The sequence below is a fragment of the Pseudonocardia phyllosphaerae genome (assembly GCF_046546475.1).
GTDB classification, from domain to species: Bacteria; Actinomycetota; Actinomycetes; order Mycobacteriales; family Pseudonocardiaceae; genus Pseudonocardia; species Pseudonocardia phyllosphaerae.
Map to the genome: position 1 here is coordinate 338,508 of NZ_JBKGXS010000002.1, position 26,988 is coordinate 365,495.

At 74.0% G+C, this 26,988-nt stretch carries 20 protein-coding genes; 6 read left to right on the forward strand and 14 right to left on the reverse strand.

What is annotated here, in order from left to right; genetic code table 11:
* Positions 1-30: 30 nt before the first annotated feature.
* Complete coding sequence (locus ACLE50_RS06950) at positions 31-1,278, forward strand: winged helix DNA-binding domain-containing protein (protein ID WP_410942568.1); 1,248 nt, start codon at positions 31-33, stop codon at positions 1,276-1,278.
* Here ACLE50_RS06950 and nadC read toward each other — a convergent pair.
* From nadC to nadA, 3 genes are read right to left on the reverse strand one after another with little or no spacing between them, the layout of a single operon-like run.
* Positions 1,244-2,155, reverse strand: coding sequence for a carboxylating nicotinate-nucleotide diphosphorylase (nadC, locus tag ACLE50_RS06955; RefSeq protein ID WP_410942569.1), 912 nt, complete (start codon positions 2,153-2,155; stop codon positions 1,244-1,246). The genes ACLE50_RS06950 and nadC overlap by 35 nt on opposite strands.
* Entirely contained in the window at positions 2,152-3,864 is a 1,713-nt protein-coding gene (locus ACLE50_RS06960) for an L-aspartate oxidase (protein WP_410942570.1), read from the reverse strand. Before ACLE50_RS06960 ends, nadC begins: the two co-directional genes overlap by 4 nt.
* Positions 3,861-4,838, reverse strand: a complete 978-nt coding sequence (gene nadA, locus ACLE50_RS06965) for a quinolinate synthase NadA (RefSeq protein ID WP_410942571.1) — start codon at positions 4,836-4,838, stop codon at positions 3,861-3,863. Before nadA ends, ACLE50_RS06960 begins: the two co-directional genes overlap by 4 nt.
* A gap of 166 nt (positions 4,839-5,004) precedes the next feature.
* Here nadA and ACLE50_RS06970 point away from each other — a divergent pair, with 166 nt between their 5' ends.
* Positions 5,005-5,748: an NUDIX hydrolase gene (locus ACLE50_RS06970; protein WP_410942572.1), complete on the forward strand. Its 744-nt coding sequence runs from the start codon at positions 5,005-5,007 to the stop codon at positions 5,746-5,748.
* Positions 5,708-6,445 (forward strand): LON peptidase substrate-binding domain-containing protein, encoded by a 738-nt coding sequence (locus tag ACLE50_RS06975; protein ID WP_458788548.1) that lies wholly within the window; start codon positions 5,708-5,710, stop codon positions 6,443-6,445. The genes ACLE50_RS06970 and ACLE50_RS06975 overlap by 41 nt, the downstream gene beginning before the upstream one ends.
* Here ACLE50_RS06975 and ACLE50_RS06980 read toward each other — a convergent pair.
* On the reverse strand, positions 6,442-8,217 hold the full coding sequence (locus ACLE50_RS06980) for an ATP-binding cassette domain-containing protein (protein WP_410942574.1): 1,776 nt from the start codon (positions 8,215-8,217) through the stop codon (positions 6,442-6,444). The two genes, ACLE50_RS06975 and ACLE50_RS06980, sit on opposite strands and share 4 nt — an antisense overlap.
* 277 nt (positions 8,218-8,494) lie before the next feature.
* Positions 8,495-9,019 (reverse strand): type II toxin-antitoxin system PemK/MazF family toxin, encoded by a 525-nt coding sequence (locus tag ACLE50_RS06985; protein WP_410942575.1) that lies wholly within the window; start codon positions 9,017-9,019, stop codon positions 8,495-8,497.
* An 81-nt stretch (positions 9,020-9,100) separates the two neighbouring features.
* Between ACLE50_RS06985 and ACLE50_RS06990 the strand changes: the two genes are divergently transcribed.
* The gene (locus ACLE50_RS06990) at positions 9,101-10,138 is read left to right on the forward strand and encodes a zinc-dependent alcohol dehydrogenase family protein (protein ID WP_410942576.1); all 1,038 of its coding nucleotides are present in this window, start codon (positions 9,101-9,103) and stop codon (positions 10,136-10,138) included.
* An 82-nt stretch (positions 10,139-10,220) separates the two neighbouring features.
* On the opposite strand, the gene trxA is transcribed toward ACLE50_RS06990, so the two are convergent.
* The 3 genes from trxA to dnaE all read right to left on the reverse strand — a co-directional run bounded on the left by trxA (position 10,221) and on the right by dnaE (position 16,818).
* Positions 10,221-10,619: a thioredoxin gene (gene trxA, locus ACLE50_RS06995; protein ID WP_410942577.1), complete on the reverse strand. Its 399-nt coding sequence runs from the start codon at positions 10,617-10,619 to the stop codon at positions 10,221-10,223.
* Between the two features lie 59 nt (positions 10,620-10,678).
* Positions 10,679-12,985 (reverse strand): SulP family inorganic anion transporter, encoded by a 2,307-nt coding sequence (locus tag ACLE50_RS07000; RefSeq protein WP_410942578.1) that lies wholly within the window; start codon positions 12,983-12,985, stop codon positions 10,679-10,681.
* Positions 12,986-13,263: 278 nt separating this feature from the next.
* Positions 13,264-16,818, reverse strand: coding sequence for a DNA polymerase III subunit alpha (gene dnaE / locus ACLE50_RS07005; RefSeq protein WP_410942579.1), 3,555 nt, complete (start codon positions 16,816-16,818; stop codon positions 13,264-13,266).
* Between the two features lie 352 nt (positions 16,819-17,170).
* On the opposite strand from dnaE, the gene ACLE50_RS07010 reads away from it, so the two are divergent.
* Entirely contained in the window at positions 17,171-17,809 is a 639-nt protein-coding gene (locus ACLE50_RS07010) for an HAD-IA family hydrolase (RefSeq protein ID WP_410942580.1), read from the forward strand.
* 113 nt (positions 17,810-17,922) lie between these two features.
* On the opposite strand, the gene ACLE50_RS07015 is transcribed toward ACLE50_RS07010, so the two are convergent.
* From ACLE50_RS07015 to ACLE50_RS07035, 5 genes are read right to left on the reverse strand one after another with little or no spacing between them, the layout of a single operon-like run.
* Positions 17,923-18,720, reverse strand: coding sequence for a hypothetical protein (locus ACLE50_RS07015; RefSeq protein WP_410942581.1), 798 nt, complete (start codon positions 18,718-18,720; stop codon positions 17,923-17,925).
* Positions 18,717-19,631, reverse strand: coding sequence for an RluA family pseudouridine synthase (locus ACLE50_RS07020; protein WP_410942855.1), 915 nt, complete (start codon positions 19,629-19,631; stop codon positions 18,717-18,719). The genes ACLE50_RS07015 and ACLE50_RS07020 overlap by 4 nt, the downstream gene beginning before the upstream one ends.
* Before the next feature lie 10 nt (positions 19,632-19,641).
* Positions 19,642-20,334: a signal peptidase II gene (lspA, locus tag ACLE50_RS07025; RefSeq protein WP_410942582.1), complete on the reverse strand. Its 693-nt coding sequence runs from the start codon at positions 20,332-20,334 to the stop codon at positions 19,642-19,644.
* 23 nt (positions 20,335-20,357) lie between these two features.
* Entirely contained in the window at positions 20,358-21,839 is a 1,482-nt protein-coding gene (locus ACLE50_RS07030) for a potassium/proton antiporter (RefSeq protein ID WP_410942583.1), read from the reverse strand.
* Entirely contained in the window at positions 21,836-22,642 is an 807-nt protein-coding gene (locus ACLE50_RS07035) for a class I SAM-dependent methyltransferase (protein WP_410942584.1), read from the reverse strand. The genes ACLE50_RS07030 and ACLE50_RS07035 overlap by 4 nt, the downstream gene beginning before the upstream one ends.
* A gap of 161 nt (positions 22,643-22,803) precedes the next feature.
* Here ACLE50_RS07035 and ACLE50_RS07040 point away from each other — a divergent pair, with 161 nt between their 5' ends.
* Entirely contained in the window at positions 22,804-23,631 is an 828-nt protein-coding gene (locus ACLE50_RS07040; RefSeq protein ID WP_410942585.1) for an HAD family acid phosphatase, read from the forward strand.
* Positions 23,632-23,678: 47 nt separating this feature from the next.
* Here ACLE50_RS07040 and ileS read toward each other — a convergent pair whose 3' ends face one another.
* Positions 23,679-26,951, reverse strand: coding sequence for an isoleucine--tRNA ligase (gene ileS / locus ACLE50_RS07045; RefSeq protein WP_410942586.1), 3,273 nt, complete (start codon positions 26,949-26,951; stop codon positions 23,679-23,681).
* Positions 26,952-26,988: the final 37 nt, after the last annotated feature.

The following is a 26,988-nucleotide window of genomic DNA, read 5'->3' on the forward strand; positions in this document are numbered from 1 at the left end:
TCTGTCGGTGTCGCGTGCGACGGTTCCGTCGTGCCCCGATCCGCGACCCCGGCCCCGGTCCGCCACGTGACCGACGACGAGCGCCGTGCCCGCCTCGTCGTCCGGCACCGGCTGGCACCGGACGGGCGCACCGACGACGTCGTCCGGCTCGCCGACGACCTGGTCGCCCTGCACTCCAGCGACCCGGTGACGGTGTACCTGTCGGCGGCGGCGCGGATGGCCACGCCTGCGCTGGAGCCCGTCGAGCGGGCGCTCTACGAGGACCGCACGCTGCTCCGGCACCACGCGATGCGCCGCACGCTGTGGGTGCTGGGGCACGCCCACGCCGCGTTCGCCCACCACGGCGCGACCGCCGGTGTCGCCGCCGCGCAGCTGCGGGCGCTGCTGGGGCAGCTGGGCGCCTCCGGGATCGCCGATCCCGGCGCCTGGTACGACGAGCAGGCCGCCCGGGTGCTCGACCTGCTCACCGAACGCGGCCCGACGACGGCGCGCGAGGTCGGTGCCGCGCTGCCCGACCTCGCCGGGCACCGGGTCACGATCCAGGGCGGCACCCAGCCCACGCACACCCGGCTGCTGCTCCTGCTCGGCTTCACCGGCCGCGTGCTGCGCGGCCGCCCGACCGGGACGTGGATCAACGGGCAGTACCGGTGGTCGGCCACGGAGGACTGGCTGCCCGGCGGTATCCCCGACGTCGCGCCGCGGGAGGCCGCGGCCGGGCTGGCCCGGGCGTACCTGCACGCGTTCGGGCCCGCGACGCGCGAGGATCTGCGCTGGTGGGCGGGCTGGACGGTCACCACGACGACGACCGCCCTGGCCGACGTGGGCGCCGTCCCGGTCGCGCTCGACGGTGGCTCGGGCAACACGACCACCGGCTATCTGCTGCCCGACGACGTCGATCCGGTCCCGGACCCCGGCCCGTCGGTGGCGCTGCTGCCCGGCCTCGACCCGACGACGATGGGCTGGAAGGCCCGCGCCTTCCACCTGTCCCCCGAGGCCGCCGCGCAGGTGTTCGACCGCAGCGGCAACGGCGGCCCGGCGATCTGGGTGGACGGCCGGGTCGCCGGCAGCTGGGTGCAGCGGCCGGACGGGGAGATCGCGACCCGGCTGTTCACCGACGTGGGCGCCGCCGCCGAGCGGGAGGTCGCGGCCGCCGCCGAGCGACACCGGGTGCTGCTCGGCGACGCCTGCGTCTCGGTCCGCTACCCCGCTCCGATCCAGGCCGAGCTGCTCGGTTCCGGTGACATCAGGTCAGGTCCAGCCCCAGGTCGAGGGCGGTGACCGAATGCGTCAGTCCACCCACGGCGAGGAAGTCGACCCCGGTCGCGGCGTAGTCGTGCGCGGCCGGGAACGCGAGCCCGCCGGAGGACTCCAGCAGCGTCCGGTGCCCGGTCGCGGCGGCAGCGTCGTCGCGGCGGCGCACCGCCTCGGCGGTCTGCTCGACGGTGAAGTTGTCCAGCAGCACCAGCTCGGCCTGCAGGTCGAGGACGTCGTCGAGCTGGTCGAGGGCGTCGACCTCCACCTCGCACGGCAGGTCCGGCGCGGTGGCTCGGGCGGCGGCCAGCGCGGCCGACACCGATCCGGCCGCGGCCACGTGGTTGTCCTTGATCAGTACGGCGTCGCCGAGACCGAGCCGGTGGTTGACCCCGCCGCCGCAGCGCACCGCGTACTTCTCCAGCAGCCGCAGCCCGGGCAGCGTCTTGCGGGTGTCGCGGATGCCCGCCCCGGTCCCGGCGACGGCGTCGACCCAGGCCCGGGTGGTGGTCGCGATCCCGGACAGGTGGCAGAGCAGGTTCAGCGCGGTGCGCTCGGCGGTGAGCAGCCCACGCACCGGCGCCCGCACGACCAGCGCCGGGGTGCCCGCGGTGAGCCGGTCCCCGTCGGCGGCCGCGGTCAGAACCTCGTAGCCGTGCGCGCCGAGGACCTCGTCGAGCACCGCCCGCGCGGCGGGCAGCCCGGCGAGCACCCCGGGAGCGCGCGGAGTGAACGCGGCGGTCGCGACCGCGTCGGCGGGGACGGTGGCGGTGGTCGTGGCGTCCGGGCCGTGGGCGAGGTCCTCGGCCAGCGCGGTGCGCACGACCCGCAGCAGGTCCTCGTGGTCCGGGGTGCCGATCCCGGTGCGTCCGCCGACCCCGGCGGCGACCCGTGCGGCGGTCACGCGGCACCCACCAGGGCGTCGGCGACGACGACCGGGCGCCCGCCCGCGTCGAGCCGCACCGGCAGCGAGGCCCGCTGGTGGGCGTCGTCGCGGTCCGGGAAGTCGGTGCGGACGTGACAGCCGCGCGACTCCCGGCGGGTGCCGGCCGCGGCGAGCAGCGCCTGCGCCACCAGCGTCAGCGCCGCGTCCTCCACCCCGGCGCGGCCGGCCGGGCCGGCCCCGGCACCCGTCGCGCCGGTCCCGGTCCCGGTCCCGGTCCCGGTCCCGGTGTCGGCTGCGGCGTCGATCGCGTGCTCGATCACGTCCGACGCGGTCGCCAGCCCGGTGGCGTCCCGGCCGATCCCGGCGAACGCCGACATGGCGTGCTGCAGCACGGCCCGGTCCGCGGCCGGGTGCAGCGGGGCGGGCGCGGTGCCGTCCCCGAGTCCGGCCAGCGGCCGGTCGTCGAGCACGGCGCGGACCGCCCGCTCCCCGACGACGAGGCCTTCGAGCAGCGAGTTCGACGCGAGCCGGTTCGCCCCGTGCAGCCCGGTGCGGGCGACCTCCCCGGCGGCGTAGAGCCCGGGGACCCCGGTGCGGCCGTGCGTGTCGGTGACGACGCCGCCGCAGCTGTAGTGCGCGGCCGGGGTCACCGGGATCGGATCGGTGCGCGGATCGACCCCCGCGGCCCGGCAGGACGCGAACACCGTCGGGAACCGGGTCGCGAAGCCGTCGATGCCGGTCGCGTCGAGGTACACGCACTCCGCGCCGGTCGCGGTGAGCCTGCGGGTGATCGCCCCGGCGACGACGTCACGCGGGGCCAGGTCGGCCCGCGGGTGCACCTCGGCCATGAACGCGGCCCCGGCGCGGTCGCGCAGGATCGCGCCCTCCCCGCGGACGGCCTCGGTGACCAGCGCCCGGCGGCCCGCGGCCCCGGCCGCACCGGTCCACAGGACAGTGGGGTGGAACTGCACGAACTCCAGGTCCGACGCCGTCGCACCGGCCCGCAGGGCGAGCGCGATGCCGTCCCCCGTCGTCGTCGCGGGGTTGGTGGTGGAGGCGTAGACCCCGGCGTAGCCGCCGGTGGCCAGCAGCACCGCCGGGGCACGCAGCACGCCGGCGCGACCGGCGTCGTCGAGGACGGTGAGGCCGGTGACCCGCCCGCCCGCGTCGTGCAGCGTGTCGAGTGCGGTGTGCCCGGCGAGCACCGTGAGCCCGCCCGACCAGGTCGAGTCGGACCGGGTCGAGGCCGGCCGGGTCGAGGTGGACCGTGCCGACGTCCGCGCCGCGGCGACCAGCGCGCGCTCGATCTCGGCGCCGGTCGCGTCGCCACCGGCGTGCACCACCCGGTACGCCGAGTGCCCGCCCTCGCGGGTGCGGTCCAGCCGCGGCCCGGAGAGCGCGTCGAACAGCGCGCCCCGCTCCCGCAGCCGGCGGACCGCGTCCGGGCCGCCGCGGACGATCGCGTCGACCGCGGCCGCGTCGTTCAGCCCGCCGCCGGCGCCGACGGTGTCGGCGACGTGGGCCTCCAGGGTGTCCCCGGCGACGTCGCCGAGCACGACGGCGATCCCGCCCTGGGCCCAGCGGGTGGAGCCCTCCTCGACCGCGTCCTTGGTGACCACGACCGTGCGCAACCCGGCCGCGGCGGCGTCGAGCGCGGCGGTCAGCCCGGCGACACCGGACCCGACGACGACCAGGTCCGCCCCGGCCTCCCAGCGCGGCGCGGTCACTCCCCGCCCCCCGGCGTACCGATCTCGATCATGCGCTGGACCGCGGCGCGCCCGCGGGCGGCCAGGTCGGCGTCGACGTGGACCTCGTCGGTGCCATCGCGCACCGACCGCAGCAGCGCCTCGGGGGTGATCATCTTCATGTAGGTGCAGGACGCGCGGTCGTTCACCGCCCGGAAGTCGATCTCCGGGGCGGCCCGGCGGAGCTGGTGCAGCATCCCGACCTCGGTCGCGACCAGCACCTCCTTCGCGCCGGTGGCGCGCGCGGCGTCGATCATCCCGCCGGTGGAGAGGATCTTGACCTGATCCTCGGGGACCGCACCGGTCCCGGCCAGGTAGAGCGCCGAGGTCGCGCAGCCGCACTCGGGGTGCACGAACAGGTCCGCCTCCGGGTGCGCCTGTGCCTGGTCGGAGAGCTGCTTGCCGTTGATCCCGGCGTGCACGTGGCACTCCCCGGCCCACACGTGCATGTGCTCGCGGGCGAGCACCCGGCGCACGTGCGCGCCGAGGAACTGGTCGGGCAGGAACAGCACCTCACGCTCACGCGGGATGGAGGCGACGACCTCGACGGCGTTCGACGACGTGCAGCAGATGTCGGTCTCGGCCTTCACCGCGGCGGTGGTGTTGACGTAGGAGACGACGACGGCACCGGGGTGCTCGGCCTTCCACTCCCGCAGCTGCTCGGCGGTGATCGAGTCCGCGAGGGAGCAGCCGGCGCGGGCGTCGGGGATCAGCACCGTCTTCTCCGGCGCGAGGATCTTCGCGGTCTCGGCCATGAAGTGGACGCCGCAGAACACGATCGTCGACGCCTCGGACTCCGCGGCGATCCGCGACAGCGCCAGCGAGTCCCCGACGTGGTCGGCCACGTCCTGGATCTCGGGCAGCTGGTAGTTGTGCGCCAACAGGACCGCGTCCCGTCGGCGGGCCAGCTCGCGGACCTCGTCGGCCCACGTCGGGGCCGTCAGCGTCGACGTCATGTCGCCCTCCCGGGCTTTCCAGGTTTTCGCCTAGTGAGCGGAAACTAGCGGGATCGTAACACCGCGATCCGCTCCTGAGTAGCTCTCCGGTGACCGGGACCTCACCGGACGGACACCCGGCCGTCATGTTGCGGTGCCGGGAGCCCGGCCCCCTAGGCTTCGGTGCGTGACGTCTCCCCCGGTGCTGCACGAGGTCCTGGCCGCCGTGCTGAGCATCCGGGACGGCCGGCTGTGCGTGCTGCTCTGGCAGCGCGCCCTGTCCCCCGACGCCGGCCGGTGGGCGCTGCCGGGCGGGCGGCTGGCCGCCGACGAGGACGTCGAGACCTCGGTACGGCGCCAGCTCGCGGAGAAGGTCGACGTCCGGGAGGTCGCCCACGTCGAGCAGCTGTCGGTGTTCTCCGACCCGCACCGCACCCCGGGCGCCCGGACCATCGCGACGGCGTTCCTCGGTCTCGTCCCCTCCGACGCCGACCCGGAGCTGCCGCCGGACACCGCGTGGTGCGAGATCGACGCGCTGCCCCCGACCGCGTTCGACCACGCCGAGATCGTCGGGTCGGCGCGGGCGCGGCTGCGCGCCAAGCTCTCCTACACCAACCTCGGGTTCGCGCTCGCCCCCGCGGAGTTCACGATCTCCGCGCTGCGCGAGCACTACGTCGCCGCGCTCGGCCACCCGGTGTCGGCGACGAACCTGCAACGGGTGCTCACCCGCCGCCACCTGCTGGAGCCGACCGGCGAGGTCGCGCCGTCCGGACGTGCGGGCGGGCGCCCGGCCGCGGTGTTCCGGTTCACCGACCGCACTCTGCGGGTCACCGATGCGTTCGCGGTGCTCCGGCCGCCGGGCGCTCCGGGTGGGCGCGACGGTGAACCACATGCACGACCGGGCACGGGGGCCGACGCCGTACTACCGTGAGCCGGTGACCGCCACGCTTCCGCTGTTCCCGCTGGGGACGGTGCTGATGCCCGGCGCGCCACTGCCGCTGCACATCTTCGAGCCGCGCTACCGCGCGCTCACCGCGGACCTGGTCTCCGAGAAGGTCCCGGGCGGCGAGTTCGGCGTCGTCGCGGTCCGGGAGGGCCACTCCGCCGACCGCGACGGCCTGGCCGGCGTGCAGCCCGTCGGGTGCAGTGCGGTGCTGCTCGACGCCCGCCCGCTGCCCGACGGCCGCTACGACGTCGTCACCCGCGGGGCACGGCGGTTCCGGCTGCTCGACGTGCTCGACCCGGCCGACACCGGCCGGCCGTACCTGTGCGGGACGGTGGAGTTCCTGCCGGACGCGATCGAGGGCGACGCCCCGGACCCGCGGCTGGTGTCGATGCTGGAGAGCTCCGCGCGAGCCGCGCACCGCGCGTACTGCGACACGGCCTGGCGCAACGACGACTGGTCCGAGCCCGGCGAGGACGTCCCGACCGCCGAGCTCCCGCACCTGCTCGCCGGGGACTGTCTGCTGCCGATGGGCGACCGGCAGGACCTGCTGGAGCAGACCTGCCCGGTGCAGCGGCTGCGCGACGTCCGGCGGCTGCTGGTGCGCGAGCAGGGGCTGCTGCGCAGGCTGCACGCCGTCCCGGCGCCGCTCGACGCGTTCCCCGCCGAGCCGAGCCCGAACTAGAGTTCCAGCTCACGGCCGGTCCAGCGCTCACGCAACCACCGGTCGTGCGAGGTGACGACGACGGTGCCGGGCGCGGTCCCGATGGCGTCCTCCAGCTCGCCGGCCAGCCGCAGCGAGACGTGGTTGGTGGGCTCGTCGAGCAGCAGCAGGTCCGGCGCGTCGGCGACGGCGACGGCGAGCGCGAGGCGGCGCCGCTGGCCCAGTGACAGTGCGCCGACCGCCGTGGCGTGTTCCGCCGGTGGGAGCAGCCCGAGCTCGACCAGCGGGACCCGGTCGGCGAGCTCCGGTCCGAGCAGCGCGGCGTAGGCGTCGCGGGCGCTGCGCTCCGGCGGGCCGACGTCCGGGTCCTGGGCGAGCAGCCCCACCCGCCGCGCCCGGACGTCGACGGTGCCACGCGTCCGCGCGAGATCGCCCTTCAGGACGGCGAGCAGCGTCGACTTCCCGGCCCCGTTCGGGCCGGTGACCAGGATCTTCTGCCCCACGGCCAGGTCCAGCCGGTCGAGCGCGAGCCGCCCGGGGATCCACAGGTCGCGCACCCGTACCGCGAGGCCGTCGGCCGGGCCGGGGCCGGTGAGGGCGCCGGAGAACCGCAGCGGCGCGGGTGGTTTCGGCAGGGCCTCGCGCTCGGCGACCTCCAGCCTGCGGCGGGCATCGGCGACGCGGCGGGCCCGGGTGCGCTCGACGCGGGCGCCCTTGAACGTGGTGATGAACTTGTCGTTGTCCCGCGGCCCGCGGCCGGGCGCGATCGTGCCGAGGCCGTCGCGGGTACGGGCACGCAAAGTCGTGATCCGCTCCTGCTGGGCGGCGAACGTCTCCTCCCAGCGGCGGCGGCTCGCGGCCTGGGCGTGCAGGTACGCGGTGAAGCCGCCACCGAAGCGGCGTCCGCCGCGCCCGTCGGTGCCCAGTGCGCCGGCGTCGAGGTCGAGCAGCTCTGTGCAGACGCGGTCGAGGAACGTGCGGTCGTGGCTCGCGGCGACGACGATGCCGGGCAGCGCGACCAGCGAGCGTTCGAGCAGGTCGAGGGCGGTGTCGTCGAGGTGGTTGGTGGGCTCGTCGAGCAGCAGCACCGCGGGGCGGCGGACCAGCGCGGTGGCCAGCGCGAGCCGGGTGCGCTGCCCACCGGACAGCGCGCCCAGGGCACGGCCGCGGTCCAGGTCGTCGACGCCGAGGGCGCCGGCGACGACGGTGGCGCGGCGGTCGGCGTCCCAGGCGTCGTGCGCGACGGCCCAGGCCAGGACGCGGTCGTAGGCGGCCGAGACGTCGCGCCCCGGGACGCCGGGCCTCGGATCACCGGGCGCCGGGTCGCCGGTCGCCGCGCCATCGGGGGTCGGGTCCGTGGTCGCCGCGCCATCGGGGGTCGGGTCCGTGGTCGCCGGGCCACCGGGCTCCGGAGCACCGGTCGCCCTCCACCCGGCAGCGGCCACTCCGGAGGCTCCGGCCAGCTCGGCGGACAGCTGCTCCAACTCGGCGACCGCGTCGTGCAACGGCTGCAGCGCGGCGTCGAGCAGCTCCCCGACGGTGTCGTGCGCGTCCAGGACGGGCTCCTGCGGCAGGTACACCACGTCGGTGGGCCCCGCGACGGTGCCGGAGTCCGGTAGGTCGACGCCGGCGAGCAGCCGCAGCAGCGTGGACTTGCCCGCGCCGTTCTCCCCGATCAGCCCGAGCCGGGAACCGGGGGCGACGCTCAGGTCGACGCCGTCGAGGACCGGCGGGCGGTCGGCCCGGGTGGCGTAACTGCGGACCAGGCCACGGGCGGACAGGGATTCGGGCACGACGACGCTCCGGTGTTGCGGAGGACGACCGCGCGGGCAGTGCCGCGGCGCGGTCGGGACGTCGTCAGAGCTCCATGATGAACGGAACGCTAACCGCCCCCGCCCCGGCCGCGCCACCGGATAAACCCGCTCCGGTCGATCAGCACCCCGATACGGCCGCCGCGGCGGAATCGTGCTGATCAACCACCGGAGCGCTGTCGATCAGCACGGTAGCGCTGCGCACAGCGCGGAAAGGTGCCGATCAACAGCGGGACGGCGGGGCGCCGGGGCGGCGGAGCTACCGCCAGCCGTAGCGCGACCGCAGCTGCTCGGCGACCCGGTCGAAGCGGTCGCGCTCCAGGACCGCACCCTCGCGGCGGATCCCGTGCTCAGCGACCTCGAGGACCCGGTCGAGGCGGATGTAGGAGTCGCGGCCCTCCCGGTCCCACGGCCCGGTGCCGATCGCGACCCAGTCCGGGTCACCGGCGCGCTTGCCCTGGCTGGACAGCATCAGCCCGAGCAGGTCCGGCCCCGAGCGTCCGACGACGAGCAGCGGCCGGTCCTTGCCCTGGCTCGCGTCCTCCTCGAACGGCACCCAGCTCCAGACGATCTCGCCCGGGTCGGCGGCGCCGTCGGGCTCCGGGGCGTAGACGACCTCACGGGCGCGGTCCCCGGTCGACGCGGTGCGCACCCCACCGGGCCCGCCCGAACCACCGCCGGAAGGACGCCCGGGCCCGGACCTGCGTCCGGAGTCGGACTCCTTCAGCAGCTGCATCGCGATGTCGACGCCCTTGCGCAGGACCCGTCCCCAGTCGATCGCCATGCCGCCACCCTGCCGCATGCGCGGTCCCCCGGACGCAGGAGGGCACGCATACGCCGGTGCGCATGCGGGAATGCCAGGTGCATGAAGGCCACCCTCATCCACGGCAAGCACGACATCCGGATCTCCGACGACGTGCCGGACCCACGGATCCGCGACGACACCGACGCGGTCGTGCGGGTCGTGCGGTCCTGCATCTGCGGCAGCGACCTGTGGCCGTACAACTCGGCCGAGCCCAGTGCGCAGGGCAACCGGATCGGCCACGAGTTCCTGGGCGTCGTCGAGGAGGTCGGGTCCGGGGTCCGGAACACGAGGAAGGGGCAGCTCGTCGTCGCCCCGTTCGTGTGGGCCGACAACACCTGCGACTACTGCGAGCAGGGCCTGCAGACCTCGTGCCGGCACGGCGGCGGCTGGGGCTCCGACGACACCGACGGCGGCCAGGGCGAGGCCGTCCGCGTCCCGTTCGCCGACGGCACCCTGGTCCCGATGCCCGGCGAGCCCGACGAGGCGCTGCTCGCCTCGATGCTCACTCTGTCCGACGTGTTCCCGACCGGCCACCACGCCGCGGTCTCGGCGAACGTGCGCAAGGGCGACACCGTCGCGGTCGTCGGTGACGGCGCGGTCGGCCTGTCCGCGGTGCTCGCCGCGCACCGGCTCGGCGCGGAGCGGATCATCCTGCTCGGCAGGCACACCGACCGCACCGACCTGGGCCGCGAGTTCGGCGCCACCGACGTCGTCGCCGAACGCGGCGACGAGGCCATCGAGAAGGTGCGGGAGCTGACCGGCGGCGACGGCGTGCACGCCGCACTGGAGTGCGTCGGGTTCACCGAGGCGCTGCGCACCGCCATCGAGGTCACCCGCGACGGTGGGCTGGTCGGCCGCGTCGGCGTCTCCCAGTACGACGAGGTGCCGCTCGGGGTGAAGTCGTTCATGCGCAACGTCGGCATCCGCGGCGGTGTCGCCCCCGCGCGGGCCTACATCGAGGAGCTGCTGCCCGACGTGCTCGACGGCACCGTGCAGCCGGGCAAGGTCTTCGACCGCACCGTCGGCTTCGACGGCGTCCCCGACGGCTACCGCGCGATGAACGACCGCGAGGCGCTGAAGGTCCTGATCAAGCCCTGACCCGGACACCGTCCCCCGGACACACGCCGGCCCCGCACACGATTCCGTGTGCGGGGCCGGAGTACGTCGTACGTGCCGGGGCTCAGGCCTGCGGGGCCTGGCCGCCCTCGGCCTCCTGGCGCTCCTGCTCGGCGACGGCGGCACGGACCTCGTCCATGTCGACCTGCTTGACCTGGCCGATCAGGTCCTCCAGGGCCTCGGCGGGCAGCGCGCCCGGCTCGGAGTAGAGCACCACCCCGTCCCGGACGGCCATCAGCGTCGGGATCGAGGAGATGCCGAACGCACCGGCCAGCTCCTGCTGCGCCTCGGTGTCGACCTTCCCGAACGTCACGTCCTGGTGCTTCTCGGATGCCTCGTCGTAGACGGGCGCGAACTGGGTGCACGGCCCGCACCACGAGGCCCAGAAGTCGACCAGCACGGTCGCCCCGGGCGCGCCCACGACGTCGTTGAAGTTGTCGGTGGTCAGTTCCACGGTGGCCATGCTGTCTCCAACGAGCTGCTGATAGGTGGCATTCCCGAGCCGCGGAGTGTAGTAGCCGATCACGTGTCGAGCAGGTTCCGAGCGGCGGCGGCGACGCCGTGCCCGTGACCGGCGGCGATCCGGTCCAGGCCGGAGCCGACCGCGTGGGGGTCCGGATGGACCTCGACGAACCGCTGGGCCTGCTCGTCGAGCACCAGCACCCGGGCGGACCCGATGTCGTAGAACAGGCCCAGGACCTCGGCCCCGGAGTCCTGCGCCCGCAGCAGCTCGAGCTGCATCGCGACGTTGACCATGGCGAGCTGGTCGTTCTCGTCGAAGCCGTCGCGGGCGGCGGCCTCGCCGACCGGGTGCCCGGTCTCGAACGCCCGCAGCACCGGTCGCGCCTCCAGCAGCCAGCTGCCCAGCGCGCCCTCGGTGCCGGCGGCTCCGGCGCGCAGGCCCTTCATCGCGCCGCAGGACGAGTGCCCGCACACGGTGATCATCGGGACGTTCAGCGCGCTCGTGGCGAACTCGACGGCCGCAGCGGTGCCCGGCCCGCAGGCCAGGTTGCCGACGTTCTGCACCGTGAACACGTCGCCCGGGCCGCTGTGGGTGATCAGGTGCGGCAGCACCCGGGAGTCCGCACAGGTGATCATCATCGCCGACGGGGCCTGCCCGTTGGCCAGCCCGGACATCGTCGGGCGGATCTGCTCGCGGGTGTTCTCGTGGTACGCGGCCAGGCCCGCCATCAGCGGCTCGTGGGCGCCCTGCTCGGCGTTGCGGGTCTGCCACTCGCCCCAGGTCAGGAAACGGGCACCGTCACCGTCCCCGGCGGCGTGTGCGGCCGCGGCCGCCCGCGCATCCTCCGGCTCGATGACGGTGACGGTGCCACCGGTGGCCTCGTGCAGGGCGGTCCAGGCGTGCAGGTGGTCGTAGGCGGCGTGGTCGAGGTAGTCGGTGACCAGCCGGACGGTGACGTCGGCGCCGCGCGGCACCGAGTTGAGCTCGCGGGACAGCCGCGGCACGGCCAGGAAGCTGACCGAGCCCTCGATGACCAGCTCGCAGCTGCCGTCGGCGTTCTGCTCCAGGTGCGGGCGGGACCGCACGGCGCGCCAGAGCAGCATCAGCCCGGCGAGCACCAGACCGGCGAGGACACCCTCGAGCAGGTTGAGGAACACCACACCGGCCAGCGTGGCCAGGTAGATCGGCAGCTCGCCGTGGGTCTTCGCGGTGCGCAGGTCGGCGGGCTTGACCAGGTTGACGCCCATCATCACCAGCAGGCCTGCCAGCGCCGCCATCGGGATGAGCTCGATGACACCGATCAGCACGATCGCGAACAGCGCGATCCAGACGCCGTGCAGCACGGCCGACGCGCGGGTCTCGGCACCGGCACGGACGTTGGCGGCGGACCGGACGATCACACCGGTGATCGGCAGACCACCGATGAGACCGGAGACGGTGTTCGCGGCGCCCTGGCCGAGCAGCTCACGGTCGGCGTTCGTGCGCACGCCCGGCTTCATCCGCTCGACGGCGACGGCGGAGAGCAGCGACTCGACGCTGGCGATCAGCGCGACGGTCAGCATGCCGCCGAGCACGCTGCCCCAGTTCGACTCGGGCAGCATCGGTGTGGAGAGCGCGTCGAGCAGCGACCCGCCCAGCTCGACGCGGGTGACGGCCGGGCTGCCGGCGAACAGCAGCAGCGACACCGCGGTGGCCAGCACGATCGCGACCAGCGCGGCCGGGACGACGGTGAACCTGGCGGGCAGCTTGGCCCAGCTCAGCATCACGGCGATGACCAGCACGCCGAGCAGCACGGCGGGCCAGGAGATGTTCGCGATCGACGAGGGCAGTGCGGCGATCGAGGCGATACCGCCGGTCTTCGCGGTGCTGCCGAGCACGACGTTGATCTGCGCGAGCGCGATCGTCACCCCGATGCCGGCGAGCATGCCGTGCACGACGGCCGGCGGGATCGCCTGGGCGAACCGCGCGAGGCGGCTGAGCCCGAAGATCACCTGCAGGACACCGGCTCCGGCGGTGATCAGGCAGGTGACCTCCCAGCCGAACTTGTTCACCAGCTCGGCGACGATCACCGTCAGGCCGGCGGCGGGGCCGGAGACCTGCAACGGCGAGCCGCCGAGCAGGCCGGCGACGACCGCACCGACGACGGCGGCGACCAGACCGGCGAGGATCGGGGCGCCCGAGGCGACCGCGATGCCGAGGGAGAGCGGCACGGCGACCAGGAACACCACGATCGACGCGGAGAGGTCGGCGCGGGCGTGCGGGAACATCCGGCCGAACGGGCCGGGCAGGCCACCGCCGGCCGGAGCGGCTCCGGCGGCGGTGGCACCAGCTGCGCTGGTGGGACTGTTGTTGCTGGGCGAGGGCACCGGGTTCCTCCGGGACGGATCCGTTGGGGGCGAACGGACCGCGGCGCTGCGGTCTCGGTGACGACCCGGGAGGCCCGGCGCGGCGGCTGCCGCACCGGCCCGTTGATCGTCTGACCCGTTCACGGAAACCGATCACCATGAGAGCGCTTCTCATGGATCCGGTGGCACACGACGAAACCGCCGGTCAGCGACGCCCTACGCAGCGCTATGTGATCTGTGCCACTGCAATGATCACCCGTTCGGGACGCCCGGTGCCCCGGGCCGACCGGCGGCCGCGCTCAGCCGGTGAGGCAGCCCGGTCCCAGCAGCGCCTTCAGATCCCCCATCAGCGCGGAGGTGTGCAGCACCTTCAGCGAGTCGTCCAGCTTCAGCGCGGTGACCTTGCTGCCGTAGACCAGCGACAGGTGGACCTCCGAGGTGCCGGGGTGGTGGGTGAGCACCTCCTTGAGCGCGGCAACGCGCTCGGGGGTGCACTGGTCGGTCCGCAGCGACACCCGCACCGGCAGGCCGCCCTCCCCCGCCATCGCCAGCTCCGGCACGGCGAGGTCGTTGGCGATCAGCGAGACCCGGTCGTCGCGCTTGTTCACCCGCGCCTTGACCAGCACGATCGCGTCCTCGGCGACGTCGACGCCGACCACCTGGTACGCCCGCGGGAAGAACAGCACCTCGATGCCACCGGCCAGGTCCTCGATCTGCGCCGACGCCCACGGCTCGCCGTTCTTGTTCACCCGGCGGTTCACGTTGGCGAGGATGCCGCCGACGGTGACCTGCGCGCCCTCGGCGACGGTGCCCTCGACGATGTCGGCGATCGAGGTGTCGGACTTCGCGGCGAGTGCCTGCTCGACGCCGTGCAGCGGGTGCCCGGAGACGTAGAGGCCCAGCATCTCCCGCTCGACGGCGAGCTTGTACTTGGTGTCCCACTCCTCCTCGGGCACCTTCACGTCGAAGATGCCGCCGAGGCCGCCGTCGTCGGCGTCGTCACCGGTGCCGTCCATCGACCCGAACAGGTCGAACTGGCCCATCGACGCGGCCTTCTTGGTGCTCATGACGGCGTCGATGGCGTCGGCGTGCACCAGCAGCAGGCCCTTGCGGGAGTGCCCGAGCGAGTCGAACGCGCCCGCCTTGATCAACGACTCGACGACCTTCTTGTTGCAGACCACCGCGTCGACCTTGCGCAGGAAGTCGGAGAAGTCGACGAAGTTCCCCTTCTCCCGCCGGGCCGCGACGATCGCGTCGACCACGTTGTGCCCGACGTTGCGGATGCCGCCGAGGCCGAACCGGATGTCGGAGCCGACCGGGGCGAAGTTGCGCACCGAGTCGTTGACGTCCGGCGGGAGCACCGTGATGCCCATCCGGCGGCACTCGGCCAGGTAGACCGCGGCCTTGTCCTTGTCGTCCTTGACCGAGGTGAGCACCGCGGCCATGTACTCGGCCGGGTAGTTGGCCTTGAGGTAGGCCGTCCAGTACGAGACGACGCCGTACGCCGCGGAGTGCGCACGGTTGAACGCGTAGTCGGAGAACGGGAGCAGGATGTCCCAGAGCGTCTTGACGGCATCGGCGGAGTAGCCGTTGTCCTTCATGCCCTGGGCGAACCCGACGTACTCCTTGTCGAGGATCTCCTTCTTCTTCTTGCCCATCGCGCGGCGGAGCAGGTCCGCCTGGCCGAGCGAGTAGCCCGCCAGCACCTGTGCGATGGACATGACCTGCTCCTGGTAGACGATCAGACCGTAGGTCTCGCCCAGGACGTCCTTCAGCGGCTCGGCCAGCTCCGGGTGGATCGGGGTGATCTCCTGGCGGCCGTTCTTGCGGTCGGCGTAGTCGTTGTGCGCGTTCGCGCCCATCGGGCCCGGCCGGTAGAGCGCGCCGACCGCGGAGATGTGCTCGAACTCCGAGGGGGCCATCCGGCGCAGCAGGTCCCGCATCGGGCCGCCGTCCAGCTGGAACACGCCCAGGGTGTCGCCGCGGGAGAGCAGCTCGTAGGTCTTCGCGTCGTCCAGCTCGACGTGGTCGAGGTCCACCGGCTCCTTGCCGTTGAGGACGATGTTCTCCAGGGCGTCGTCGAGGATCGTGAGGTTGCGCAGCCCCAGGAAGTCCATCTTGAGCAGACCGAGGGTCTCGCACACGCCCATGTCGAACTGGGTGATGATCGCGCCGTCGGACTCACGGCGCTGGATCGGGATGACGTCGAGCAGCGGCGTCGACGACATGATCACGCCGGCGGCGTGCACACCCCACTGGCGCTTGAGGCCCTCCAGGCCCCGCGCGGTGTCGACGATCTCCTTGACCTGCGGGTCCGCCTCGTAGAGGGCGCGGACCTCGGTGGCCTCGGAGTAGCGCTTGTGCGCCGGGTCGAACACCCCGGACAGCGGGATGTCCTTGCCCATGACCGCGGGCGGCATGGCCTTGGAGATGCGGTCGGCGACGGAGTAGCCGGGCTGGCCGTAGAGCACCCGCGCCGAGTCCTTGATCGCGGCCTTCGCCTTGATCGTGGAGTAGGTGATGATCTGAGCGATCCGGTCGTCGCCGTACTTCTCGGTGACGTAGCGGATCATCTCGCCCCGGCGGCGCTCGTCGAAGTCCATGTCGATGTCGGGCATGGACACGCGGTCCGGGTTCAGGAACCGCTCGAAGATCAGCTTGTGCCGGATCGGGTCGAGGTCGGTGATGCCCAGGACGTAGGCGACCAGCGAGCCGGCCGCCGATCCGCGGCCGGGGCCGCAGCGGATGCCGACGGACTTGGCGTGCTGGATGAGGTCCGCGGTCACCAGGAAGTAGCCGGGGTAGCCCATCTTGATGATGACGCCGACCTCGTACTCGGCCTGGCGCCGGTACTGCTCGGTGATGCCGCCGGGGAAGCGCTTGTGCATCCCCCGCTCGACCTCCTTGATCAGCCAGGACTCCTCGGTCTCGCCCTCGGGCACGGGGGCCTTGGGCTGCAGGTCCTGGCCGGTGGTGAAGTCGATCTGGCAGCGCTCGGCGACGAGCAGCGTGTTGTCGCAGGCCTCGGGGTGGATCGGGTCCCACAGCGAGCGCATCTCGTGCGCGGCCTTGAGGTAGAAGTCCTGGGCGTCGAACTTGAAGCGGTTCGGGTCGGCCAGGGTCTTGCCGGTCTGGACGCAGAGCAGCACCTCGTGCGCCTTGCAGTCGTCCGGGTAGGTGTAGTGCAGGTCGTTCGTGGCCAGGCCGGGCAGGTCGAGCTTCTTCTTCAGCCGGAACAGGTCCTCCTGGACCTGCTTCTCGATCGCGATGCCGTGGTCCATCAGCTCGCAGAAGAAGTTGTCCTTGCCGAAGATGTCGCGGTAGTCGCTCGCGGCCTGGCAGGCGCCGTCGAAGTCGTCCTGCTGGAGCAGCCGCGCAACCTCCCCGGACGGGCAGCCGGTCGTGGCGATGAGGCCCTTGCCGTACTGCGCGAGCAGCTCGCGGTCCATACGCGGCTTGTAGTAGTACCCCTCGAGGCTGGCCAGCGAGGAGAGCCGGAAGAGGTTGTGCATCCCCTCCGTGTTCTCCGCGAGCAGCGTCATGTGGGTGTACATGAGGTCGGGGTTGTTCTCCGACCCGTTGCCCAGCGCGGTCCGCTTGCGCTCGTGCCGGGAGCCGGGGGCGAGGTAGCCCTCCATGCCGATGATCGGCTTGATGTCGTGGGCCTTGGCCTTGCGCCAGAACTCGAACGCGCCGTACACGTTGCCGTGGTCGGTCATCGCGATCGCGGGCATGCCGAACTTCTTGGCCTCGGTGAACAGGTCGTCGAGGCGGGCCGCACCGTCGAGCATCGAGAACTCGGTGTGGGTGTGCAGATGGACGAACGAACCCGTGTCCGAGCTACCGGCTGCCATGTGTGTTCCGCGCTCCTCTCCCGCGCCTGGGGACGGCGCGGTCTCCCCGCTTCCGCGGCGCCCTGGCGGGGGCGCGCCGCGGGAGTGCTGCCACCGGTCGCCGGACGGCTCGGGGCTCGGCGTGGCCGCCGCCGCGGGGCCCTCCGGGGAGGAGCCACGGGGCGCCGGTGGGACCCCGCTGCGGGGCCCGGCCGACCGGATCCGGTGGAGGGTTCAGGGTAGCCGCGGGCACCGACAGTTCCGGCGACGGCGCCCGCTGCGGACCGGGCCCGGCGTGTCGGTCCAGCTCAGGGCCCCGGCAGCCGGGAGGTGGCGTGTCGGGACCGGCGCCGGCGGGGTTACCGTCGACGGGATGGAGCACCACGGAGCGCCCGGCGACCCACCCGCACGGCCGCCGCGGACGGTGGTGTTCGACCTCGGTGAGGTGCTGGTCCCCTCCACCGGGCTGATCCGGACCCTCGCGGCCGAGCTGGGCGTCCTGGAGCGGGCCCTCGACGAGGCCTACTGGCGGCATCGCCACCGGCACGACCTGGGCGACGCGCCGCAGCGGTACTGGTCCGCGGTGTTCGCCGACCTCGGGCTGGCTCCCGACCCGGACCGGATGGACGCCGCCGAGCGCAGCGACGTCGCGTTCTGGTCGACGCTGCCGACCGAGTCGCTGACCCTGCTCGCCGGCCTGGCCCGGGCGACGGTCCGGCTCGCGGTGCTGTCGAACGCGCCGTGCGGACTCGCGGCCGCCGTGCGCTCCTCCGCGTGGCGGACCCCGTTCGCCCGGATGCTGTTCTCCGCCGACGTCGGGGTGGCGAAGCCGGCGGCGGACATCTACCGCCGCGCCGACGTCGAGTTCGGGACGCTGCCCGATCAGGTCGTGTTCTTCGACGACCGCGCCGACAACGTGCGCGCCGCCGTCGCGCACGGGTGGGACGCCCACGTCTGGCGGGGCGGGACGGCGGCGGTGCGGGTGCTGCGCGAGCGCGGCGTCCTGGGCTGAGCCGGGCCGGTGATCACCGGTTGTGGAGCGCTGCGACCGCTGGGCGTGCGTTCCGCTCCTGAACCGGTGATCACCGGGCCGGATCAGCCCGCCCCGGTGATCAACGGTCCGGGTCAGCCCGCGGGGACCGGGCCGTCGTCGGCGGGCGGGGTCACCGTGCGGGTCTGCTCGGGCAGCAGCGGCGAGAGCGCCAGGTCCCGCGGTCGGGTGCCGGGCGGCGCGGCCTGGACGGCGCGGACGCCGTCGTCGCGGGACAGCGCCTCCAGCCCGGCGCGGTCGGCGGTCACCACCAGCGCGAGTACGCAGGTGCAGCCGGGGTCGTCCAGCGCGCGCTGCTCGGCCCGGGCGACCGCGGCGCGGCGGGCCAGGGCGGTGCGGGCGTCGGCGGGGGCGTCCGGGGCGAGCGCGGCGACGGCCTGGTCGGCGCGGGCCGCGTCGGCGTCGGCGGCGTGCGCGGCCCCGGCCCGGGCGACGTCGAGCGCGGCGACGAGGTCACCGGTGCCGGTGACCGGCTGGAACCGCAGCGCCGTCTGCACCCTGGTCAGCGGGACCCGGAACACCGCCGTCGCGACATCGGCTGAGCCGGCGGAGCCGGAGCGATCGGCAGAGCCGGCGGGGGCGGCGGGGTCGACGGAGCCGGCGAGCGCCGCGGCGTCCCGGACACCGACCGGCCGGGTGAGCTGCACCAGCGCGGGCGCCGGTGCCCCGGCGGGCGGCAGCGTCGCGGGCAGCCCGGCCAGGTAGGTCCGCACGTCCTGCCCGGGGTCGGGGCCGAGGCGCACCGAGCCGACCGGTCCCCCGGAGTCGGGCGCCGCGGGGCGGAACCCGCCTCCGGCGGCGTACGCGGCCACCGCCAGCACCACCAGCAGCCCGGCCGCCACCGCGAGCCGGGCCCGGAGCCGGGTCGTCACGGGTCGCGCAGGACGTCCAGCGCCGCGGCCAGGTCGGCCGGGTACGGGCTGGTGAACTCGACCCACCGGCCGTCGGCGGGGTGGTCGAAGCCGAGCGTGCGGGCGTGCAGCCACTGCCGGGACAGCCCGACGCGCTGGGCAAGGGTCGGGTCGGCGCCGTAGGTGACGTCGCCGACGCAGGGGTGGCGCAGCGAGGAGAAGTGCACCCGGATCTGGTGAGTGCGGCCGGTCTCCAGGTGCACGTCGAGCAGGCTGGCGTGCCGGAACGCCTCGATCGTGTCGTAGTGGGTGACGCTGTCCTTGCCGCCCTGTACGACCGCGAAGCGCCAGTCGTGGCGCGGGTGCCGGTCGATCGGCGCGTCGATCGTCCCCGACGACGGGTCCGGGTGCCCCTGCACGACGGCGTGGTAGCGCTTCTCCACGGTGCGTTCCTTGAACGCCCGCTTGAGCACCGTGTACGCGTGCTCGGAGGTCGCGACGACCATCACCCCGGTGGTGCCCGCGTCGAGCCGGTGCACGATGCCCTGGCGCTCCGCGGCGCCGGACGTCGAGAGCCGGTAGCCCAGCGCGGCGAGCCCGCCGGTGACGGTCGGCCCCGTCCAGCCCGGCGACGGGTGCGCGGCCACCCCGACGGGCTTGTCGACGACGACGATGTCGTCGTCGGCGTAGAGCACGTCCAGGCCCGCGACGACCTCCGGGGCGGCCTCGATCGTCGCCGGCGCCGCCGGGTCGGGCAGCTCGACCTCCAGCCACGACCCGGCCGGGAGCCGGTCGGACTTGCCGGCATCGTGGCCGTCGAGCCGGATGCGGCCCTCCTCGGCCAGCCCGGCGACGACGGTGCGGGACAGCCCGAGCAGCCGGGCCAGTCCGGCGTCGATCCGCATGCCGTCGAGACCGTCGGGGACGGGCATGCTGCGCAGCTCACCCACGGCCTGCCTCCCCGCTGTCGGTGTCATCGGCCCTGTCGGTGTTGTCGGCACTGCCGGCTTTGCCGGTGTTGTCGGCACTGCCGGCGTTGCCGGCACTGCCGGGTTCCCCGCCGCGGCTGCCGTCGATCTCGATGCCGCGCAGCGCCATCAGCACCAGCAGGATCCCGCCGCAGACGATCCCGGAGTCGGCGATGTTGAACACCGGCCAGACGCTGCCGTCCGGGGCGAACAGCGAGAACATGTCGACGACGTGCCCGCGCAGCGGCCCGGGTGCGCGGAAGAACCGGTCGCCGAGGTTGCCGAGCGCACCGCCCAGCACCAGGCCGAGCCCGAGCGCCCAGCCGGCCGAGGCGAGCCGCCGCGCGATCCGCACGATCACCACGACGACGAGCACCGCGACCAGGGTCAGCACCCAGGTGTAGCCGGTGGCCAGCGACCACGCCGCACCCGGGTTGCGCAGCACCGTCAGGTACAGCGCGCCGCCGGCCAGCTCGACCGGCGGCTTGCCCTCCAGGGTGGCGACGGCGATCGTCTTGACGATCACGTCGAGCACCAGGACCGCGGCGGCGACCACGGCCAGCAGCAGCACACCGCGGTTGCGGGCCCGCGCGTCGAGAGGATCGGCGGGGCCCGCGGACTCCGCGGCGTCGCCGCCGGGTGGTCCGCTGCGGGGTTCGGTGCTCACCCCCCGATTATGCGGGCGCCCACTCAGCCGCCGTCGCTCCGCCCCTCGTGCCAGCGCACGAGCTTGCCGCCGCGGTCGACGTCGCGGATGCGCTGCTCGGTCGCCTCCCGCGAGTCCCGGGTGCTCACGACCAGGAACTGGTCGCCCTCGCGCAGCCGCGTCCCGGGCTCCGGGGAGAACGCCGCGGACTCCCGGACGACGAGGCTGACCGTCGCCCCCTGCGGCAGCCGCAGCTCGCGCAGGTAGACGCCGTGCAGCCGCGACCCGCCGGGCACCTTGACCTGCAGCAGCTCGGCGTCGGCCTCGTCGAGCGGGGCGGCGTCGATCGCGACCTCGCGGGTCTCGGTGCGCGACACCACCCCGAGCAGCTTCGCCACCCACGGCAGCGTGGTGCCCTGCAGCAGGGTCAGGAACACCACCAGCACGAACACGACGTCGACCAGCTCCTGGTTGGCCGGGCCACCCTCGGTGAGCGCGACCAGCGCCAGCACGATCGGCACCGCGCCGCGCAGCCCCGCCCAGGACAGGAACGCCTGCTCCCGCCACGGCATCCGGTACGGCAGCGCCGCGGCCAGCACCGACAGCGGCCGCGCCGCCAGCAGCACCACCGCCGCGCAGATCAGCGCGGGCACGATCGCGCCCGGCAGCCGGGCCGGGGCCGCGTACAGCCCGAGCAGCACGAACAGCCCGATCTGGGCGAGCCAGCCGGTGCCCTCGGCGAAGGACACGACACCGCCGCGGTGCGGCAGCGCGGAGTTGCCGAGCACCAGCGCGCAGACGTAGGTGGCGAGCAGCCCGGAGGCGTGCACGGTCTGCCCGCCGGCGAACGCGAGCAGGCACACCGCGATCGCGGCCAGCGGGTACAGGCCGGTGGAGGGCAGCGCGGCGCGGCGCAGCGCCCACGCCCCGGCGAAGCCCAGCGCCGCACCGACCGCCGCGCCTGCGACGAGCTCGTAGCCGACCAGGAACGGGGTGTACCAGGCGATCGGGTCGGTCCCGGCGAGGACGGCGACGGCGATGACCACCGGCGCGTCGTTCATGCCGGACTCGAGCTCCAGGGTCCCGGCCAGGCGCCGCGGTACGGCGACGCCGCGCAGCACGCTGAACACCGCCGCCGCGTCGGTCGAGGACAGCACCGCGCCCCACAGCAGCGCCACCCGCCACGGCAGGTCCAGCAGCAGGTGCAGCAGTCCGCCGGCGACCGCGATCGACACCGCCACCGACAGCGTCGACAGCAGCAGCCCCAGCCCGAGGGACGGGCGGACCGCCTTCCACGACGTCGTCAGGCCGCCCTCGACGAGGATGAGCACGAGCGCGGCGAGGCCGAGGGTCTCGGTGAGACGGGCGTCGGAGAACTGGACGCCGAACACCGCCTCGCCGAGCAGCACCCCGATGCCCAGGTAGAGCAGCAGCGACGGCAGCCCGAGCCGCACCGACAGCCGGACGGCGACGGCCCCGAGCAGCAGGACGCCGGCGATCACGCCGAGCGTCGCCTCCAGGCTCACGTGCGGCCCGTCCAGACCAGGGTGACCGCGGTGGTGGTGCGCGCGGTGACGTCGCCGAGCGCGGCGGCGACCTCACCGGCCCGGTCCTCGGGCAGGCAGAGGCGGCGGGCGACCCACGCGGCGTCGTGCGGCAGCCTGCGGGCCCGTTCCCAGGTGCGGACCTCGGGGACGATCCCGAGCTCCTCGCCCAGCACGGCGACGACGTCGTCCGCGGTCGCCGACGCCGGTCGGTGCAGGTCGTGGAAGCGGGCCCACAGCGGGTCGAGCCAGGCGAGCGGGTGCTCGGGCAGCATCTCGACGACGACCCCGCCCGCCGGGCGGGCGGCCGCGGTGAGCGCGTCGAGGAACGGCGGCAGGTCGACGACGTTGTGCAGCACGTGGTGGCAGAGCACGACGTCGTGGCGGCCCGCCTCGCCGGCGGCCTGCGGCCAGGAGCCCTGCACGGTGGCGTACGGCAGGTCGCGGGCCCGCGCGGCGGCGGCGAACACGGCGAGCATGTCGGCCTGCCGGTCGACGCCGACGACCCGCGCCACCGGTGACGGGTCCGGCCACGCCGCGGCGAACACGGCGTCCCCTCCCCCGCAGCCGACGTCGAGCACGCTCGCCCCGGCGCACGACCAGGCGGCGGCGCGTTCGGCCAGGGCCCGGGCGGCGTGCCGGGACGGCGTGTCGGCGGGGACGTCGGCCGGGGTGAAGTCGGCGGCGTCGTGGGTCCACGGGTCGGCCGGGGCGTCGCGCAGGATGCGCTCGGGGATGCCGCGCGCGGCCTGCCGCTGCGCCCACCGATCCGCCGCCCCACCCACACCAGGAGAGTAGTGGGCGGGTGCTCCGTGGCCGGTCGGCGCGGGTGCGGTGTCCCGCACACCCGCACCCGGGTGCCCCGGCGCGCGTCCCGCACCGCGGTGTGACGCCGGTTTACCGTCACCGGGGTCCGACGCTGTGTTCCACGTCTCCCGGAGTGATCATGCGCGTTCCCCGGCTCCGCCCGGCCGTCCTCGTCGCCGCCCTCACCGCGGCGCTCACCGGAGTGGGCGGCGTCGCCTGGTCCGCGACCCGTGAGCCCGCCATCCGGACCACGACGCCGTCGTCGGCGTCGCAGATCACCAACATCGACGTCCTGCGCCAGCAGATCCGCAACTACTACGGCGACCCGCTCGGCACCGGCACGTTCGCCCCGGACGGCAACTACGCGAAGGAGGCCGGCCGGGTCGCCGCCGACGGCAGCCGCTGGCTCGACGCTCTGGCCCGGACTCCGGGGCGCAAGGCGGTCGTCCTCGACGTCGACGACACCACGCTGTCGACCTGGAACTACGAGGTCGCGAGCAACTGGGACTACGACAAGGCCGAGAACGGCGAGTACGTCACCGGGCAGCGCTTCCCGGCCGTGCCGGGCATGGTCGCGATGGTGCAGCGGGCGCAGAAGCAGGGCTACGCCGTGTTCTACCTGACCGGGCGCGGTGCGGCGCAGGAGCAGGCGACGCTGGGGAACCTGACCCGCGACGGCATCGGCGTCGACGCGGGCTACCCGGTCCCGGCCACGCTGCCCGACGGCGAGGACGGCATGTTCACCAAGCCCGCCGCGGGGCAGGGGCCGGACTACCTGAAGCAGGCGTGCGCGAAGGACCCGGGCGGGGCGTGCACCACGGTGCACTACAAGGCCGCGACCCGGGAGCAGATCGAGAAGCAGGGCTACCGGATCGTCGGGAACTTCGGCGACCAGGACAGCGACTTCAGCGGCGGGCACGCGCTGCGCACCTTCCGGCTGCCGAACCCGAACTACGTCGTGCCCTGAGCCGTGACGATCGCGGGCCCGGGACGTCCCGGGCCCGCGATCGTCGTTCAGGCCCTGGTGACCGCGGCGCGCAGCTCGACCGTGGCCCCGTCCGGGCCGACGACCTGCCCGGACGACGCGGCGTCGGCTGCGCCGTAGGCCACCGACGTCGCCAGCACCTCACCGGCGACGAACGCCTCGTGCGCGCGGACCGCGTCGAGCACCCCGCCCGGGCCGTCGAGGGCCAGCGCGATCCGGTCGGCGACGGCCAGGCCGGCGTCGCGGCGGGCCTGCTGCACGACGCGGACGACGTCGCGGGCGGTGCCCTCCGCGGCCAGCTCCGGGCTCACCGCGGTGTCGAGGACGACGAGGCCGGCGTTGCCGGGCAGCGCCTGGGTCCGCTCCGGGTCGGCGGCGACGAGCTTCTCGGTGAACTCGCCGTCGTGCAGCGCGATCCCGGCGGCGACGACGATGTCGTTGCCCTCGGCGTCGGTCTCGCGGGTCCAGTCCCCCGCCTTCACCGCGCGGATGCAGGTCTGCACGTCCTTGCCCAGCCGCGGCCCGGCGGCGCGGGCGTTGACCGCGACCTCGAACCGGCCGTACGCGGCGACGTCGTCGGTCAGCTCGACCTCGCGGACGTTGACCTCCTCGCGCAGCAGGTCGACGAACGGCAGCAGCGTCTCCGCGTCGTCGGCGGCGACGGTCAGGCCGGGCAGCGGCTGACGCACCCGGACCTTCGCCGACTTGCGCAGCGACAGCGCCGCCGACGCGACCTGACGGATGCGGTCCATGCCCGCCACCAGCGCCTCGTCGTGCGGGAGCCCCGCGCCCCGCTGCTGCTCGGAGACCTTCGGATCGGTATTGATGGTCCGCTTCGCAAGCTTCGCGTCCGGGTTGATGGTCCGCTTCGCAAGCTTCGCGTCCGGTCCCCCCGGCCAGTCAGTGAGGTGCACCGACCGCTCACCGGTCAGCCCGCGCCAGATCTCCTCGGTGGTCAGCGGCAGCAGCGGCGCCGCGACCCGGCAGGTCACCTCCAGCACCGTGTGCAGGGTGTCGACGGCCTCCCGGCGCACCGCATCGTCGTCCGACCAGAAGCGCTCGCGGGAGCGGCGGACGTACCAGTTGGTCAGCGTCTCGGCGTGCTCGCGGATCCGCTCGCAGGCCCCGGCGATGTCGTAGGCGTCCATCGCGGTGGTGACGCCGTCGACGAGGTCGGCGGTCTTGGCCAGCACGTAGCGGTCCAGCACGTGCTCGCTGTCGGTGCGGAACTCGCCCCGCTGCCCGCCGGCGTAGAGCGACAGGAAGTACCAGGTGTTCCACAGCGGCAGGATCGCCTGCCGGACACCCTCGCGGATGCCCTGCTCGGTGACGATCAGGTTCCCGCCGCGCAGGATCGGGCTCGCCATGAGGAACCACCGCATGGCGTCGGAGCCGTCGCGGTCGAAGACCTCGTTGACGTCCGGGTAGTTCTTGCGCGACTTGGACATCTTCGCGCCGTCGTCGCCCAGGACGATGCCGTGCGCGACGCAGTTGCGGAACGCGGGCCGGTCGAACAGCGCCGTGGCCAGCACGTGCAGCGTGTAGAACCAGCCGCGGGTCTGGCCGTTGTACTCGACGATGAAGTCGCCCGGGTAGTGGTGCTCGAACCAGTCGCGGTTCTCGAACGGGTAGTGCACCTGGGCGAACGGCATGGAGCCGGACTCGAACCAGCAGTCCAGCACCTCCGGCACCCGGCGCATCGTGGACTGCCCCGTCGGGTCGTCCGGGTTGGGCCGGGTGAGCTCGTCGACGTAGGGGCGGTGCAGGTCGTCGGGCCGCACGCCGAAGTCGCGCTCCAGCTCGTCGAGGGAGCCGTACACGTCGGTGCGCGGGTAGCGCGGGTCGTCGGAGACCCACACCGGGATCGGGCTGCCCCAGTAGCGGTTGCGGGAGATGCCCCAGTCGCGGGCGCCCTCCAGCCACTTGCCGAACTGGCCGTCCCGGATGTGCGCCGGCGTCCAGTTGATCTCCTGGTTGAGCTCGACCATGCGGTCGCGGAACTCGGTGACGCGCACGAACCACGAGTCGACGGCGCGCTGGATCAGCGCGTTGCCGCAGCGCCAGCAGTGCGGGTACGGGTGGTCGTAGGTCTCGTGGCGCAGGAGCACCCCGCTGACGTGCGGGTTCGTGCGCTCCTTGAGGTCCCGGATGATCTGCGGGTTGGCGTCGAAGACCTGCATTCCCGCGTACGGCGGGACCTCGGTGGTGTACTCGCCGCGCGCGTCGACCGGGTTGACGACCTCGATCCCGGCGGCGTCGGTGACCTCCTTGTCCTCCTCACCGAAGGCGGGGGCGATGTGCACGAGCCCGGTGCCGTCCTCGGTGGTGACGTAGTCGGCGGCGAGCACCTGATGGGCGTTCGCGCGTCCGGTGAAGAAGTCGAACGGCGGGGTGTAGGTCAGCCCGAGCAGGTCGGTGCCCTTGAAGGTCGCGAGGACCTCGGGCTCCTCCCCCAGCTCACGGGCGTAGGCGGCGACGCGTGGCTCGGCGAGTACCCAGCGCTCGCCGTTCGCGCGCAGCACGACGTAGTCGACGTCGGGGTGCACGGCGACGGCGAGGTTCGACGGCAGCGTCCACGGGGTCGTCGTCCACACCAGGGCGAGCGCCCCGTCGAGCTCGGGACGGTCCGGGGCCGACAGGCGCAGCCCGACGGTGACGGCCGGGTCCTGCCGGTCCTGGTAGACGTCGTCCATCTTGGTCTCGGTGGCCGACAGCGGCGTCTCGCAGCGCCAGCAGTACCAGAGCACCCGGAAGCCGGAGTAGACCAGCCCCTTGCCCCACAACGACTTGAACGCCCACATGACGGACTCCATGTAGTCCAGGTCGAGCGTCTTGTAGTCGTTGTCGAAGTCGACCCAGCGGGCCTGGCGGGTGACGTAGTCGCGCCACTCACCGGTGTAGCGCAGCACCGAGGTGCGGCACGCCTCGTTGAACGCGGCGACGCCCATCTCGTCGATCTCGGACTTGTGCTTGATGCCGAGCTGGTTCTCGGTCTCGACCTCGGCGGGCAGGCCGTGGGTGTCCCAGCCGAAGCGGCGGTCGACCCGGTTGCCGCGCATGGTGCGGTAGCGCGGGACGACGTCCTTGACGTAGCCGGTCAGCAGGTGGCCGTAGTGCGGGAGGCCGTTGGCGAACGGCGGGCCGTCGTAGAAGACGAACTCGTCGGCGTCGTCGGTGCCGGCGGGGCGCTGGTCGATCGAGGCGCGGAAGGTGTCGTCGGCGTCCCAGGACGCGAGCACCTCGTGCTCGAGCGTCGGGAAGGACGGGTGTGCCGGGACCTCGGGGTATCCGGTCTCGCTCACGGCTGGCTCCTCGTGCGGTGCTCGCGCTTCGCACGGG